The sequence below is a fragment of the Brevundimonas sp. LF-1 genome, assembly GCF_037055305.1.
Taxonomy (GTDB): Bacteria; Pseudomonadota; Alphaproteobacteria; order Caulobacterales; family Caulobacteraceae; genus Brevundimonas; species Brevundimonas sanguinis.
This window is the reverse complement of sequence record NZ_CP146349.1, coordinates 541,312-555,958: the sequence shown is the minus strand read 5'-3', so window position 1 is coordinate 555,958 and position 14,647 is coordinate 541,312. Positions and strand designations below refer to the sequence as shown.

The following is a 14,647-nucleotide window of genomic DNA, read 5'->3' as shown; positions in this document are numbered from 1 at the left end:
CGAGAAGGCGACGGGGTCCAGGGCGCGGGGCGGCGCGGGCGAGCCGTCGGCGTGGCGCAACTCGCCGGTGGTCGTGATCCGCAGACGGTCGGTGAAGCCGTCGCCCGCGAACCAGGCCTCTTGCCGCAGTTGGCCGGCGTCAGCGTTGAAACGCGAGGCTGTGTTGATCTGGACCGGGGCACCGAAGGCCGCCTCAGGCTCAGCCGAGAACGGCAGGCGGCTGTCGGCCAGGGCGGCGGCGTCCTCGAACCGGACCGCCTCGCCGCCGCGCGCGACGATGGGGCTGTCGGCTTCCATCTGCGGCAGGGCGGAAACGGGCATGGCGACGACTGTCGCCGCCCCGATCGTCAGTCCTGCCCATGCCATGCGCCGCATCAACGGTCCCTCCCGACCCGTTAACGGTTCCACTGTGCACGAACGCCGGGGAACCGCAACGGACTCTTTTGCGCCTTAATCCTAGTCAAACGAACGAAGCCGCCCGGAGAGGGTTCCCCGGGCGGCTGAAAGGCGATGGCGATGATGGCTAAGGCTTGCCTTACTGGCAGGCCAGACACTCGTCGTAGTCGATGCGGGTGACGGAGAAGAGGTCCGGCTGGTTCGGATCGATCTCCGCTTCGACCTTGTCCTCGGCGCCGGCGAAGGCGGCGCGCTGCACCGACTTGGAGCGCAGATAATAGAGCGACTTCAGGCCCCGCTCCCACGCCGACCAGTGCAGCATGTGCAGGTCCCACTTGTTGACGTCGCCGGGGATGAACAGGTTCAGCGACTGCGCCTGGCAGATGTCGCCGGTGCGGTCGGCGGCCAGTTCGATGACCCAGCGCTGGTCCAGTTCGAAGGCGGTCTTGAACACGGCCTTCTCTTCGTCGTTGAGGGCGTCCAGGTGCTGGACCGAGCCTTCGTGCTCAAGGATCGACGACCAGACGGCCTCGGTGTCGATGCCCTTCTCGCCCAGCAGCTTCTGCAGATAGGGGTTCTTGACCGCGAAGGAGCCCGACAGGGTCTTGTGGGTGTAGATGTTGGCCGGGATCGGCTCGATGCCCGCCGAGGTCCCGCCGCAGATGATCGAGATCGAGGCGGTCGGGGCGATGGCCAGCTTGTGCGAGAAGCGCTCCATGACGCCGCGCTCGGCGGCGTCGAGGCAAGGGCCCTTCTCCTCGGCCAGGGTGCGGCTGGCCTTGTCGGCCTCGCGGCGCAGGTGCTTGAACAGGCGCATGTTCCAGCTCTTGGCCATGGCCGATTCAAAGGCCACGCCTTGCGCCTGCAGGAAGGAGTGGAAGCCCATCAGGCCCAGGCCCACCGAACGCTCGCGCTGGGCCGAATAGACGGCGGCGGCCATCGACGACGGGGCGCGGGTAATGAAGTCCTCGAGCACATTGTCGAGGAAGCGCATGATGTCCTCGATGAAGCGGGGCTCCTCGCGCCACTCCAGGAAGGTCTCGGCGTTGACCGACGACAGGCAGCACACGGCGGTGCGCTCGACGCCCTTATGGTCCAGGCCCGTGTGCAGCATGATTTCCGAGCACAGGTTGGACTGCTTGACCGACAGGCCCAGGTCCTTCTGGTGCTGCGGCATCTGCCGGTTCACCGTGTCCGAGAAGATCAGATAGGGCTCGCCCGTCTGCATCCGGATCTCGAGGATCTTGGTCCACAGGTTGCGGGCGTCGACGGTTTTGCGCACTTCGCCGGTCTTGGGCGAGACCAGGTCGAAGCTCTTGCCGTCGCGCACCGCTTCCATGAAGGCGTCGGTGATGTTGATGCCGTGGTGCAGGTTCAGCGAGCGCCGGTTGAAGTCGCCCGAGGGTTTACGAATCTCGAGGAACTCTTCGATCTCCGGGTGGTGCACGTCCAGATAGACGGCGGCCGAGCCGCGACGCAGGGACCCTTGCGAAATCGCCAGGGTCAGCGAATCCATCACGCGGATGAAGGGGATGATGCCCGAGGTCTGGCCCGCGCCCTTGACCTTCTCGCCGATGGAGCGGACGCCGCCCCAATAGGTGCCGATGCCGCCGCCGTTGGAGGCCAGGGAGACGTTCTCGTTCCAGACGTTCTGGATGCCGTCCAGACTGTCGTTGACGGCGTTCAGGAAGCAGGAGATCGGCAGGCCGCGATCGGCGCCGCCGTTCGACAGGACGGGCGTCGCCGGCATGAACCACAGCTTGGACATATAGTCATAGACGCGCTGGGCGTGCTCGGCGTCGTCGGCATAGGCCGTGGCGACGCGGGCGAACATGTCCTGATAGCTTTCGCCCGCCAGCAGGTAGCGGTCTTCCAGCGTCTTCTTGCCGAAATCGGTCAGCAGGGCGTCGCGCGAGCGGTCCAGCTTCAAGCCGCCCACCACCTTCAGGTCCGGCTTCAGCTCGATCGGAGCCGGGGAAACCTGAGAGAATTCCGTTGTCTGCAACGCTTCGCCGCCAGCCATCTCGCTATCCCGCTCTTGCTTGGAAACCACTAGATGTAGTGGGTACCCTGTCCGGAAGTGACTAAATCGGCATTAACGTCCGAGGCCAAGTGATTTTTTTGGCGAACCTAGGTGACACGCACAGGCAGGAATTTCGTCCAGTGATTCGTCAGCGCCGCGCGGGCATTTGCTGCCTGCTGGGGGTGTTTATCCAAAGGTTGTGGAAATCTATCAGGCAGGGAACGTCCCTCCAGCTTCGCCGTTAGCGCCCCATGGCTCCGCATCCCACCGCCTTTCTGACCCGCGCCCTGCGTGTCGCGCGCACTGAAATCGCCGCTGTGGCCGCCATGCTGGTCGTCGCCCTGGGGGTGCTGACCTTCATCGAGGTGGCCGACGACATGCGCGAGGCGGACGGCCAGGCCTTCGATCAGGCGGTGCTGGCGGCGGTCCGGCCCTTCGCCGACGATCCCGGCCGCCCCTGGGGGCCGTGGTGGCTGCACGAGGCGGCGGCGGACCTGACGTCATTGGGCGGCATATCGGTTCTGACGCTGTTCGCGATCATCGCCATCGGCTTCCTGCTGATCATGAAGAAGCGGCTCTCGGCGCTGATGCTGGTGGTCGGCCTGGCGGGCGGGGTGGCCCTGAGCGAGGGGCTGAAAGCGCTGTTCGAGCGCGAGCGGCCGCCGCAGATCTATCAGGCGGTCGATACGCTGAACGCCAGCTTCCCCTCCGGTCACGCCCTGTTGTCGACGGTCTTCTATCTGACGCTGGGCGTCATGCTGACGCGGGCCTTTCCGCGCCGGCGGCTGAAGGCCTATGTGCTGGGTTGTGCGGTGGTGATAGCCCTTCTGATCGGGCTGACGCGCATCTATCTGGGCGCGCACTGGGCCTCGGACGTGTTTGCGGGCTGGAGCGTGGGCGCCGCTTGGTCGATGGCGCTGTGGCTGGTCGCCTATGCCGCCGAACGACGCCAGCGCCTGCACGACGCGCCGCTTCAGGACGCCCCCTGATCGCCGCCCTTAGACCAAGGTCTAGCGCCGCGACGGCGCGCAGCTGACGGATAAAGACGGACGACGTTTCAGGAGTTGCCCATGACCGATTTCGCCGCCCTCTACGCCGAACGGCTGACGACGCCCGAGGCGGCGGCCGCCCTGATCCCGTCGGGCGCCAAGGTGGCCATGGCCCTGGGCGTCGGCCAGCCGCCCGCCTTGCTGAAGGCCCTGGCCGACCGGGCCGAGTCGCGGCAGGTCGGCGACATCAACCTCTACTACCTGCTGTCCACCGCCATCGCGGGCGAGACGGTGATGCGCTACGAACTGACCGACCGCATCCGCCCGCACAGCCTGTTTTACGGCGCCATCGAGCGGAAGCTGGAGGCGCGCGGGCGCGAGGAGGGCCGCCGCGCCGTCTGGTTCGTGCCGACCGGCTTTCAGCAGGCTCCTCGGGTGCTGACGCAGGAGATCGGCGTCGACACCCTGCTGGCGACCGTCTCGCCGATGGACGCCGAAGGGTATTTCAGTTTCGGGACCAACACCGACTACGCCCTGGCCGTGTCGCAGAGCGCGCAGCGGGTGATCGTTGAGGTCAATCCGCACATGCCGCGCGTGTTCGGCGACTGCCGCGTCCACATTTCTCAGGTCGCGGCCCTGGTCGAACATGCCGCGCCCCTGCTGGAGGCGGGCAAGGCGCCGCAGCAGCCGCAGGATCGCGCCATCGGCGCCCTGATCGCGGGACTAGTCGAGGACGGGGCGACGCTGCAGATGGGCATCGGCGCCCTGCCGGACGCCGTGTGCGCGGCCCTGCACGACCATCGCGATCTGGGCGTCCACACCGAGATGCTGACGCCGGGTCTGGTCGAGCTGATGAAGGCGGGCGTCGTCACCAATGCGCGCAAGACCCTGCATCCGGGCAAGACGGTGTTCACCTTCTCCATGGGCGACCGTTCGACCTATGAGTTCCTGCACGAGAACCCGGCTGTCGAAGCCTATCCGGTCGACTATGTGAACGACCCGGCCGTCATCGCCCGCAACGATCGGATGGTGTCGGTCAACGCCACCCTTCAGATCGACCTGTTCGGCGCCTGCTGCTCGGAATATCTGAACGGGCGGCAGTATACGGCGGCGGGCGGCCAACTCGATTTCGTGCGCGGCGCGACGGCGTCAAAGGGCGGCAAGTCGATCATCGCCTGCCATTCGACGGCGGCGAAGGGGACCGCCTCGCGCATCGTGGCGCGCCTGGACGGTCCGGCGACGACGCCCCGCAACGACATCCACTACGTCGTCACCGAGCATGGGGCCGTCAATCTGAAGGGGCTGACCGACGACGCCCGCGCCCGCGCCCTGATCGGCCTAGCCGCGCCCGAGTTCCGCGAGGAGCTGGAGCGCCAGGCCAGGGCGATGGGCCTGCTCTAGGTTTAACAAACCGTCCCCATCTTCCTCCCCAGTTTCCTGTCATTCAAACACCACATCTAGCGGTCGTGTGAAAAGTGATCGCTAGATGTGCGCATCTTCCCTTGTTCGGACGCGCCGGGGGACGCATGGTGCGGGCGCCCTCTCCTGGATCTGCGACAGGTCTTTTTCGATGAACGCCCCCGCTATCATTCGTCCCGACATGCCCGGCCTGCTGACCCCTTCGGCCGCCTATAAGCCCTTCCGCTATCCGTGGGCCTTCGACATGTGGAAGAAGCAGCAGCAGGTCCACTGGATGCCCGAGGAAGTCCCGATGGGCGAGGACGTCAAGGACTGGGCCGCCAATCTGAACGACGGCGAGCGCAACCTGCTGACCCAGATCTTCCGCTTCTTCACCCAGGCGGACATCGAGGTGCAGGACAACTACATGGAGCGCTACGGCCGGGTGTTCAAACCGACCGAAGTGAAGATGATGCTGGCCGCCTTCGCCAATATGGAGACCATCCATATCGCGGCCTACGCCCTTCTGCTCGAGACCATCGGCATGCCGGACAGCGAGTTCGGCGCCTTCATGGAATACGAGGCCATGAAGGACAAGCACGACTACATGGGCCAGTTCGGGGTCGACAGCGACGCAGACATCTGCCGCACCCTGGCCATGTTCGGGGCTTCTCGGAAGGCCTTCAGCTGTTCGCCAGCTTCGCCATGCTGATGAACTTCCCGCGCCAGTCCAAGATGAAGGGCATGGGCCAGATCGTGTCCTGGTCGGTGCGCGACGAGAGCCTGCACTGCGAAGGCATCATCAAGCTGTACCACGCCTTCAACAAGGAGACGGGCGCCGTCACCAAGGCCGTGGCCGACGACATCGTGGACTGCTGCAAGACGGTGATCCAGATGGAGGACAAGTTCATCGACCTGGCCTTCGAAATGGGCCCGGTGAACGGCATGACGCCCGACGACATCAAGGCCTACATCCGCTTCATCGCCGACTGGCGCCTGCGCCAGCTGAACCTGCCCGAGGTTTACGGCGTGACCGAGAACCCGCTGCCGTGGCTGCAGTCGCTGCTCAGCGGCGTGGAGCACGCCAACTTCTTCGAGGCGCGCGCCACCGAATACTCCAAGGCGGCGACGCAAGGGTCGTGGCACGGCGCCGACGGCGTCTGGGACAGCTTCGACAATATGATGAAGCGCCGCACGCACAGCGCTGAGGCCTGATCCAGCCCGCGTTGGCTAAGTAAAGGGCGCCGCTGACGCAAGGTCGGCGGCGCCTTTTTGTTGCGGAGGGCCTAGTTCGGCCCCGGACGCCCGGCGTTGCAGCGGGCGCGGTCGCCGCGTTCGCAGGCGGCGACGGTGGCGCGCCAGTCGGCCATCTCTCGGTCATAGCGGGCCTGGGCTTCCCCGGCGGCGCGCAGATCGGCCTCGTGGCGTTCACGGGCGGCGCGGGCGTCGGCCTCCGTCTGATTAAGCTCGGCCTGCCAGCGCCGCTGGGCCTCGGCCTGTGCGGCCTGATTGGCGCGGTCCTCATTCTCGGCCAGGTCGTTCTGGGCGACGATTTCGGCGTTCAGGGCCTGGGTCTGACGCAGTTCGTCGGGGTCCTGCTTGGAATCAGGCGCGCGGCGGTAGCGCTCGCCCTTGGTCAGCATTTCGGCGACGGGGTCGCGTGACTGGGCTTGAGCTGAGCTTTGGGCTTGAGGCGGGTTGGCGCGGGGCGTCGTGGTCTGGGCGCCGGCGGGCGCAGCCAGGGCCGCCAGCCCCAGGGTCAAGGCCAAGGTCTGGGACAGAACCGGCGCGGCGCTTCGCGGGGCGGAAAAGCGAATCATCGAAAATCTCCTTCGGACGCGGCGACGGAACGCGGCAAGCTTGGCGTTTCCGAGGCTTCAGGGGAACAACGCTTTATGGGCCGGTTTGGCTGCCGGTCACATCGGCAGGCGCAGTTCGAACCGCGCGCCCCACGGCCCGGTGTCGACCAGCGTCAGCGAGCCGCCGTGGTTCGCCGCCAGTTCGCGCGAAATGGTCAGTCCCAGCCCCGTGCCGTCCGCCTTGCTGCCGCTGACGAAGGGCTCGAACAGGCGCTCGGCAAGGCGCGGCGGGATGCCGGGTCCGTCATCGGCGATGAGGATGGCGGCCTCAGCCCCTTCGGTCGCGGCGCTCACAGTGATGGCGCCCTTGCCCCCGTTCTCTGGATCGCCTCGATGGCCTGACGGGCGTTGCGCATCAGATTGACCAGGATGCGGTGAAGTTGGTCCGGGTCGGCGTTGACGGTGAAGCGGGCGGGCAGGTCGCGCACCAGTTTCACCCCGTCCTGCTCCAGCCCGGCGTCCTCGGCGGCGGCGGCCACGGCGCGGGCCAGCAGCATCTTCTGACGCTGGGGCTCGGGCTCTTCGGTCTTGCCATAGGCCAGGACGTTGCGCGCCAGGGTCGAAGCGCGCCCCAGCGCCCGCTCCAGCCGTGGCAGGGCGATCGCCACCAGCGGGTCGGACGAGGTCGACAGCCGCTCAGACGCCATCTGGGCCGAGGTCAGCATGTTGCGCAGGTCGTGATTGATCTTGGCCACCGCCTCGCCCAGCGCCGCCAGGCGGGCGCGCGAGCGCAGCGACTGGCGCACCTCCTCCTGCATCCGGGCCAGTTCGCGCTCGACCCGGCCGATCTCGTCGCGACGGCTGGACGGCGGTTCGGCCGGGCTTTCGGGATCCGCGGCGAAGCGTTCGATCGAGCGCGTGACGCGGCCCAGCGGCTGCAGCACCAGATAGGACAGGGCGGCGTACAGCAGACCGCCCGCCACCGCCGCGATCAGCAGGGCCACGGCCAGGTTGTTGCGCAGGAAGGTCGCTAGCTCCTTCTTCAGCGGCTGGGCCGGGGCCAGGATCTCGATCAGGTCGCCCGAGCGATAGCGCGGCGCCGCCTGCACCCGTAGCGAGCGGTCGGGGTGGCCGAACAGGGTCTTCCACGGGTCCAGCAGCCGCGCCCCGATATTGCGCTGGCGCAGGTCGATCAGTTCGGGCGCGCGCGGCAGGTTGGGGGCCTGCAGCAGCAGGCGGCGCACGCCCTGTTCGCCGACCACGACCGACTGCACTCCGCCGATGCTGAGCAGTTGCTCCGCCGTCGTGTCCTCGACGGCCGAATAGGGCAGGGCCTCGACCCCGACCGAGGCCAGTTCCGCCGCCTGCAGCCGATCCATCAGCCACCGCTCCTGGAAGGAGGCGGCGCTGGGCACGATGATCAGGCCGACGACCGACAGGGTGAAGACGACCGTCAGCACCAGCAGCCGCACCGACAGGCCGTCCGGCGACGGCAGGGCGAACCGGCGGCGCGGCTCGGGCCGTTCCGTCACCGGCGTGACCTCGGGCGCATGGGACTGCATCTCGCCTACCGTCATGACGCCTCCGTGCGGCGGCGGCCGCGCAGCGTCTGGCCCAGCTTGAGCAGCAGGGGCAGCAACATCGACAGGAAGGCCACGCCCATCAGGGGCCAGAAGAACTCGGCGAACAGGCTGCGGATGTCGGGGTTAGGATTGGTGATCAGCACTTCATGCAGGCTGTCGCCGATCCCGCAATAGATGATGTGGGCGGGCAGCAGGCCGACGAAGGTGGCGATGACATAGGGGCGCAAGGGGGCCGCCATCACGCCCGCCGCCACATTGATCATGTGAAACGGCACGGTGACGACCAGACGGGCGATCAGCACATACCAGAAGGTGTCCTTGTCGACCCCCGCGCAGACTTTGTTGAGCAGGCCCGTATCGGCGGCGGCGCGGCGGCGCAGGGAATCGCCCAGAGCCGTGCGCCCGACATAATAGACGGCCAGGGCGCCGACGGTGGCGGCGAAGGCGGTGGCCACGCCCCCGACCCATGGCCCGAACAGATAGCCCGCCGTCACAGTGATGAAGACCACGCCCGGCACCACGCTGGCCGTCAGCAGGGCGAAGATCAGCATCAGGGCGCCCAGAGCCAGCAGATAATGTCCGGCGACCAGGGCCTCCAGCGTTGCGCCGTGCTCGCGCAGCGTGTCCAGCGACAGATAGCGATTCCAGCCCATGCCGAAGATCAGGGCGGCGGCGGCCAGCAGCACGGCCAGGGGCAGAAATCTTTTGACCCGGTCCAAACCGCGCTCCATCCTCTTTCTTCTGCATCCCTAGCGGATTTCCAGCCGTCGTGCGCGTCTGTCGAGCGCACGGAAAAGCGGCTGTGGCGTTGACTCCCGTCCTGTCGCCGCTTATACGCCCGCCTCTCTCGCGGCTGACGCTTGTGTCTGTCGCCAACCCCAGTAACCCGGAGCCGACCGTGAAGCGGACCTATCAGCCGTCGCGACTCGTGCGCAAGCGCCGTCACGGCTTCCGTTCGCGGATGGCCACCGCGAACGGCCAAAAGATTGTCGCGCGTCGCCGCGCCAAGGGCCGCAAGCGCCTGACGGCCTGACGTCACGCGCCCATTTCCCTTCAGGGCGGGGCGCATGACCGATCTGATGAAAATCGATCGCCTGTTGAGGCGGCCCCAGTTTCTGGCGGCCGCCAAAGGCGTTTCCCAGGCCCGCGGCGCCGTGGTGGTCCAGCAGCTGGACCGCGCCGACGGGGACCCTTCGGTGCGCCTTGGATTCACCGCCACCCGCAAGATCGGCGGCGCCGTCGTGCGCAACCGCGCCAAGCGCCGTCTGCGCGAGGCCGCGCGCCTGCTGACGCCGCTGCACGGGCGCGCGGGATGCGACTATGTGTTCATCGCCCGCATGGGGACGGCGGACCGCGACTGGGACCGCTTGCTTGACGATGTGAAATCGGCCCTTACAAGGCTCGCAACCCCGCGCGCGGCTTCCGATATGGGAGACCGGGCCGTTTCGACCGCCTCGACACCGACCCGCGCCGCCACCAGCCCGCGCCCCGCCGACCAGGACCGCTGATTTCGATGCAGACCCAGAATTCGCGCAACACCATCATCTTCTTCGTGTGCGCGGCCCTGATCATGGGCGTCTACTACTTCATGGTGATGCGCCCGCAGGCCGAGAGCCGCCGTCAGGCGCAGATCGTCGCCGCCGAGCAGCAGAAGGCCCGCGAGGCTTCGGCCGACGCCGGCCTGACGCCGACGGGCCCCGCGCCGGGCGTCTTCATCAAGGACCGGGGCCAGGCCCTGGGCGCCGTCGCCCGGGTGCCGATCCAGACGCCGACGCTGAAGGGCTCGCTGTCGCTGCAGGGCGCGCGCATCGACGACCTGTACCTGACCAACTACAAGGAAACGCTCGACAAGAGCTCGCCGCCGGTCGAGCTGTTCCGCCCGCAGGGCATGGAGCACGCCTATTTCGCCCAGTTCGGCTGGAGCGGCCCCAACGTCGCCGGCGGCGTTCCCGGCCCCAACACCGTCTGGCGCCTGACCAAGGGCGAGACCCTGACGCCGACCACCCCGGTCGAACTGACCTGGGACAACGGTTCGGGCCTGCGCTTCACCCGCCTCGTCTCGATCGACGAGCAGTATATGTTCACGGTCACGGACACGGTGGCCAACCTGGGAACCCAGGCCATCGCCATCGCCCCCTACGGCCGCGTCGAGCGCCAGGGCGTCCCGGTCGACCTGGGCAAGCAGATGATCCTGCACGAGGGGGCCATCGGCGCCTTCGGTTCGGACGGCAAATTCACCACCGAACAGGTCAAGTACAAGGACTGGGCCAAGAAGCCGCGCATCCAGAAGGATTCGGTCGGCGGCTGGATGGGCATCACCGACAAATACTGGCTGGCGGCCCTGATCCCGACCCAGGACGAAGCCATCGAAGGCCGCTTCTCGGTGCGCGACGCCGACGGCATGAACGTCCACGAAGCCGCCATGCTGGGCGCCACCCGCACGATCCAGCCGGGCCGCCAGATCGAAGAGACCCAGCGCCTGTTCGCCGGCGCCAAGCGGGCCGAAGTGCTGAAGGGCTATGAGGAATCGCTGGGCCTGCCGCGTTTCGTCTACGCTATCGATTGGGGCATGTTCTGGTTCCTGACGCGCCCGATCTTCACCGTGGTGGAGTTCTTCTACGGCGTGTTGGGCAACTTCGGCCTGGCCATCCTGGCCCTGACGGTCGTGGTCAAGCTGGTCCTCTTCCCGCTGGCCAACAAGTCCTACGAGAGCCTGTCCAAGATGCGGACCCTCCAGCCCAAGATGGAGGAGATTAAGAAGAAGCACGGCTCCGACCCGCAGAAGCAGCAGCAGGAGATGATGGCCCTTTATCAGCGGGAGAAAATCAATCCGCTGGCGGGCTGTCTGCCGATGGTGGTGCAGATCCCGGTCTTCTACGCCCTGTACAAGGTGCTGTTCGTGACCATCGAAATGCGTCACGCCCCCTTCTTCGGCTGGATCCGCGACCTGTCCGCGCGCGACCCCTCGACCGTGTGGAACCTGTTCGGCGCCGTGCCGTGGGACCCGGCCACCCTGCCGGTGCTGGGCGGCATCCTGAACGGCCCGCTGCACCTGGGCGTCCTGCCGCTGGTCTATGGCTTCACCATGTGGCTGCAGATGGCGATGAACCCGCCGGCGCAGGACCCGATGCAGCGCCAGATCTTCGCCCTGATGCCGATCGTCTTCACCTTCATCATGGCCCCGTTCGCGGCCGGCCTGCTGATCTACTGGGCCTGGAACAACGTCCTGTCGATCATCCAGCAATATGTGATCATGCATCGCTTCGGGGCCGAGAACCCGATCGACAGCTTCATCGCCCGTTTCAAGAAGGCCTGATCGTTTGGACGCTTCTGACGAGCCCAAGGTCGGCGAATACGCCGACGCCGAGATCGAGGCGGCGCGCATCCTGTTCGCGCGCCCCGCGACCTTCATCATGGGCTGCGCCAAGATCGAGCAGCTGCCGACGCCGGACCTGCCCGAGATCGCCTTCGCCGGCCGCTCGAACGTCGGCAAGTCCAGCCTGATCAACGGCCTGGTGGGCATGCACAAGCTGGCGCGCGCCTCGAACGAGCCGGGCCGCACGCGCGAGGTCAACTTCTTCGATCTGGACGGCCGCATGCGTCTGGTCGACCTGCCCGGCTACGGCTGGGCCAAGGCGTCGAAAACGACGGTTAAGAAGTTCCAGGACCTGGGCCGCGACTACCTGCGCGGCCGGGTGACGCTGAAACGCGTCTATCTGCTGATCGACAGCCGTCACGGCCTGAAGAAGGTCGATGACGAGGCGTTGGACGCCCTGGACCTGTCGGCCGTCTCCTATCAGATCGTCCTGACCAAGGCCGACAAGCTGAAGGCGGGCGAAGCCGCGAAGGTCCAGGCCGCGACGCTGAAGGCCATCGCCAAACGCCCGGCCGCCTATCCGCACGTGGCTGTCACGTCGTCGGAAAAGGGCTTCGGTCTGCCCGAACTGCGCGCCGAGATCATGCGCACCACGGGCGTCACCCTGGACTGAACCGCTCGCGGCGGTATGAACCGTTAAGCTAGACCCGCGTTATCCGCTCGGTTCTTAACGAGAGGGGAGCGCGCCATGCGTTCAGCGATCATCGGCGGCGTCGCCGTCGCCTGCCTAATGGGTCTGTCGGCCTGCGGAAACAACAACAAGGCCGAAGCTCCGGCTGCTGATGGGGCTGAGACCGCCTCGACCGCCGCCGCGCCTGCGACGCTCGACGCGCCCAAGCCCGGCCTGTGGCGCGTGTCCACGGCGATGGAAGGCATGCCCGGCGGCGCGGCCATGGCGCCGCAGGATGTCTGCATCAAGGAAGCCAAGTTGGAGGCTCCCGCCAATGCCCAGCAGCCGGGCGCCGACTGCACGACCCAGCCCTTCGCGCGCCAGGGCGACGCTATGGTCGCCACGTCGACCTGCGCCCTGCCGGGCAATATGAAGGCTGACTCCACCATCCGCGTCACCGGCGACTTCAACAGCCGCTACGTGACCGAAGTGACGACCAGGATGAACCCGGCGCCGACGCCCCAGATGGCCCAGACCAAGGTCACCATGACGGCCGAGCGCATCGGCGACTGCCCCGCCGGTCAGTAATCGCTCGCGGGCCGGCGCCTGGCAAAAGAGGCCGATTGTTCGGGCGGACATGGCGCCGCTGCGAAGCGGCCCCATATCGGTCGGATGATCCCTTTGTCCGTTCTCGACCTCGCCCCCGTCCCCGAAGGCTCCGACGTGGGCCAGGCGCTCGCCAACACCATCGATCTGGCCCGCCACGCCGAGCGGCTGGGCTACAATCGGTACTGGCTGGCCGAGCATCACAACATGCCGGGCATCGCCAGCGCGGCGACTTCGGTGGTGATCGGCGCAGTGGCGGCGGCGACCAAGACCATTCGCGTCGGGGCCGGGGGCGTCATGCTGCCCAACCACGCCCCGCTGGTCATCGCCGAGCAGTTCGGCACCTTGAACGCGCTATATCCCGGCCGCATCGACCTGGGACTGGGGCGCGCGCCGGGCTCGGATCAGGCGACAGCGCGGGCCCTGCGCCGGACGCTTCAGGGCGACCACGACGCCTTCCCGCAGGATGTGATGGAGCTGATGCAGTGGTTCGCGCCCGCCACGGCCGATCAGCGCATCATCGCCAATCCGGGCGAGGGCCAGGACGTGCCGATCTGGATTCTGGGCTCCTCGACCTATGGCGCCCAACTGGCGGCGCATCTGGGCCTGCCCTACGCCTTCGCCAGCCATTTCGCGCCCGGCGAGATGATGCGGGCCATCGACATCTATCGGCAAACCTTCCGTCCATCGCCGCATCTGGACAAGCCCTACGTCATGCTGGGCTATAACGCCTTCGTGGCCGAGACGGACGAGGCGGCGCGCCTGTTGTTCACCTCGGTCCAGCAGGCTTTCGTCAACCTGAGGACCGGCCGCCCCGGCAAGTTGCCGCCCCCGGTCGAGGGCTATTACGAGCGTCTGGACGGGGCCGCGCGCGGCATGATCGACGCGGCTCTGGCCTGTTCGGCCGTCGGCGCTCCGGCGACGGCCCGGGCCGCCCTCGACGTCTTTATCGCCCGTACCGGGGCCGACGAACTGATGCTCACCAGCCAGATTTGGGACCCGGCCGCGCGGATACGATCGCTGGAGCTTCTGGCCGAGGCGGCAGGGCGAACCGGGCGATTGCCCTAGATCGCGGAGTAGGGCGCCTGGAAATGAGCGATGAGCCTGGCTTCATCTGCGAAATAAGGGTTCGACAGGTGCACGGGCGCTGGAACTTCGGCCTGGCCTGCCGGCCTGCGGAACATGGTCAGACAATCCAGAAGCGCCGCGTCGATCCAGGTGACCACTTCCTGCACCACCATTTGACCGCCATGGACGGAAACGAGGTCCGCGACCGCTGAGGCGGAGACGGAATGCGCCCGACTATGGTCGTTCTGGCCCTCGACGAGTTGAGACTGGGCATAGTTGGAATGATGAATGAAGGCCGTGCCGCCGGGCTTCAGTTTACGGAGGATCTCGGCGACATAGGCTTGCAGGACGTCTATTTCTGCGTGGACCAGCGAGTCGAACGAGAAGACGACATCGAACGATGCGTCTGGGGCGGCGGCGAGCGACAGGCCGTCGTTGCTCTCAAAGCGGGCGTGTGAAGCATTGGAAAATCTGTTGCGACAGGCTTCGACGCAGGACGCGTTCAGGTCGATGCCGAGGTAGCGTTCGCAGTTGGGGAGCAGGAAACGCGTCCAGCGACCGTAACCCGGCGCAATCTCTAGGATACTGGAAGCAGGAAGCAGCCGGTGGAGCCTGGGGAATAGCGAGCCATACCATTGGGCTTCGCTGCCTCCCCAAGGAACGCTCCATTCTTCACCTGCCTCCTCCCAGCCGTAGTTGTCGCCCCAAAGCGAAGTATTCCAGCTGAGATCAGGCATCTTAGGCTCGCTTCCTAGTGTTGAAAAAGAGGTCGTCCAGTCGCGGTTATCCTTAGTCAGAG

Annotated in this window: 15 protein-coding genes and 1 pseudogene; 10 read left to right on the top strand and 6 right to left on the bottom strand. The window is 66.8% G+C overall.

Annotated features, from left to right (window positions below; genetic code table 11):
* Window positions 1-51: 51 nt before the first annotated feature.
* Window positions 52-399, top strand: a complete 348-nt coding sequence (locus V8F63_RS02970) for a hypothetical protein (protein ID WP_392354459.1) — start codon at window positions 52-54, stop codon at window positions 397-399.
* Between the two features lie 136 nt (window positions 400-535).
* On the opposite strand, the gene V8F63_RS02965 is transcribed toward V8F63_RS02970, so the two are convergent.
* Window positions 536-2,419 (bottom strand): ribonucleoside-diphosphate reductase subunit alpha, encoded by a 1,884-nt coding sequence (locus V8F63_RS02965; RefSeq protein WP_392354458.1) that lies wholly within the window; start codon window positions 2,417-2,419, stop codon window positions 536-538.
* Between the two features lie 251 nt (window positions 2,420-2,670).
* On the opposite strand from V8F63_RS02965, the gene V8F63_RS02960 reads away from it, so the two are divergent.
* From V8F63_RS02960 to V8F63_RS02950, 3 genes and pseudogenes are all read left to right on the top strand, one after another.
* A complete protein-coding gene (locus V8F63_RS02960; protein ID WP_025976626.1) occupies window positions 2,671-3,408 on the top strand; it encodes a phosphatase PAP2 family protein in 738 nt (245 codons plus the stop codon).
* Between the two features lie 81 nt (window positions 3,409-3,489).
* Window positions 3,490-4,809, top strand: coding sequence for an acetyl-CoA hydrolase/transferase C-terminal domain-containing protein (locus tag V8F63_RS02955; RefSeq protein ID WP_392354457.1), 1,320 nt, complete (start codon window positions 3,490-3,492; stop codon window positions 4,807-4,809).
* A 169-nt stretch (window positions 4,810-4,978) separates the two neighbouring features.
* Window positions 4,979-6,021 (top strand): annotated as a pseudogene (locus V8F63_RS02950) (ribonucleotide-diphosphate reductase subunit beta).
* Window positions 6,022-6,092: 71 nt separating this feature from the next.
* Here the strand turns inward: V8F63_RS02950 and V8F63_RS02945 are convergent.
* From V8F63_RS02945 to V8F63_RS02930, 4 genes are all read right to left on the bottom strand, one after another.
* Window positions 6,093-6,626: a cell wall hydrolase gene (locus V8F63_RS02945; RefSeq protein ID WP_392354456.1), complete on the bottom strand. Its 534-nt coding sequence runs from the start codon at window positions 6,624-6,626 to the stop codon at window positions 6,093-6,095.
* Window positions 6,627-6,722: 96 nt separating this feature from the next.
* A complete protein-coding gene (locus V8F63_RS02940) occupies window positions 6,723-6,959 on the bottom strand; it encodes an ATP-binding protein (protein WP_392354455.1) in 237 nt (78 codons plus the stop codon).
* Complete coding sequence (locus V8F63_RS02935) at window positions 6,956-8,182, bottom strand: HAMP domain-containing sensor histidine kinase (protein ID WP_392354454.1); 1,227 nt, start codon at window positions 8,180-8,182, stop codon at window positions 6,956-6,958. Before V8F63_RS02935 ends, V8F63_RS02940 begins: the two co-directional genes overlap by 4 nt.
* Window positions 8,179-8,907, bottom strand: coding sequence for a TVP38/TMEM64 family protein (locus V8F63_RS02930; protein ID WP_392354453.1), 729 nt, complete (start codon window positions 8,905-8,907; stop codon window positions 8,179-8,181). The genes V8F63_RS02935 and V8F63_RS02930 overlap by 4 nt, the downstream gene beginning before the upstream one ends.
* A gap of 179 nt (window positions 8,908-9,086) precedes the next feature.
* On the opposite strand from V8F63_RS02930, the gene rpmH reads away from it, so the two are divergent.
* From rpmH to V8F63_RS02900, 6 genes are all read left to right on the top strand, one after another.
* Complete coding sequence (rpmH, locus tag V8F63_RS02925; RefSeq protein WP_024354913.1) at window positions 9,087-9,221, top strand: 50S ribosomal protein L34; 135 nt, start codon at window positions 9,087-9,089, stop codon at window positions 9,219-9,221.
* Window positions 9,222-9,255: 34 nt separating this feature from the next.
* The gene (gene rnpA / locus V8F63_RS02920; protein ID WP_025976620.1) at window positions 9,256-9,696 is read left to right on the top strand and encodes a ribonuclease P protein component; all 441 of its coding nucleotides are present in this window, start codon (window positions 9,256-9,258) and stop codon (window positions 9,694-9,696) included.
* A gap of 5 nt (window positions 9,697-9,701) precedes the next feature.
* Complete coding sequence (gene yidC, locus V8F63_RS02915) at window positions 9,702-11,504, top strand: membrane protein insertase YidC (RefSeq protein ID WP_392354452.1); 1,803 nt, start codon at window positions 9,702-9,704, stop codon at window positions 11,502-11,504.
* Between the two features lie 4 nt (window positions 11,505-11,508).
* Window positions 11,509-12,177 (top strand): ribosome biogenesis GTP-binding protein YihA/YsxC, encoded by a 669-nt coding sequence (yihA, locus tag V8F63_RS02910; RefSeq protein WP_025976618.1) that lies wholly within the window; start codon window positions 11,509-11,511, stop codon window positions 12,175-12,177.
* A gap of 75 nt (window positions 12,178-12,252) precedes the next feature.
* Window positions 12,253-12,762, top strand: coding sequence for a DUF3617 family protein (locus tag V8F63_RS02905; protein ID WP_392354451.1), 510 nt, complete (start codon window positions 12,253-12,255; stop codon window positions 12,760-12,762).
* Between the two features lie 84 nt (window positions 12,763-12,846).
* Window positions 12,847-13,848: an LLM class flavin-dependent oxidoreductase gene (locus V8F63_RS02900; RefSeq protein WP_392354450.1), complete on the top strand. Its 1,002-nt coding sequence runs from the start codon at window positions 12,847-12,849 to the stop codon at window positions 13,846-13,848.
* Here V8F63_RS02900 and V8F63_RS02895 read toward each other — a convergent pair.
* A complete protein-coding gene (locus tag V8F63_RS02895; RefSeq protein WP_025976615.1) occupies window positions 13,845-14,585 on the bottom strand; it encodes a class I SAM-dependent methyltransferase in 741 nt (246 codons plus the stop codon). The two genes, V8F63_RS02900 and V8F63_RS02895, sit on opposite strands and share 4 nt — an antisense overlap.
* Window positions 14,586-14,647: the final 62 nt, after the last annotated feature.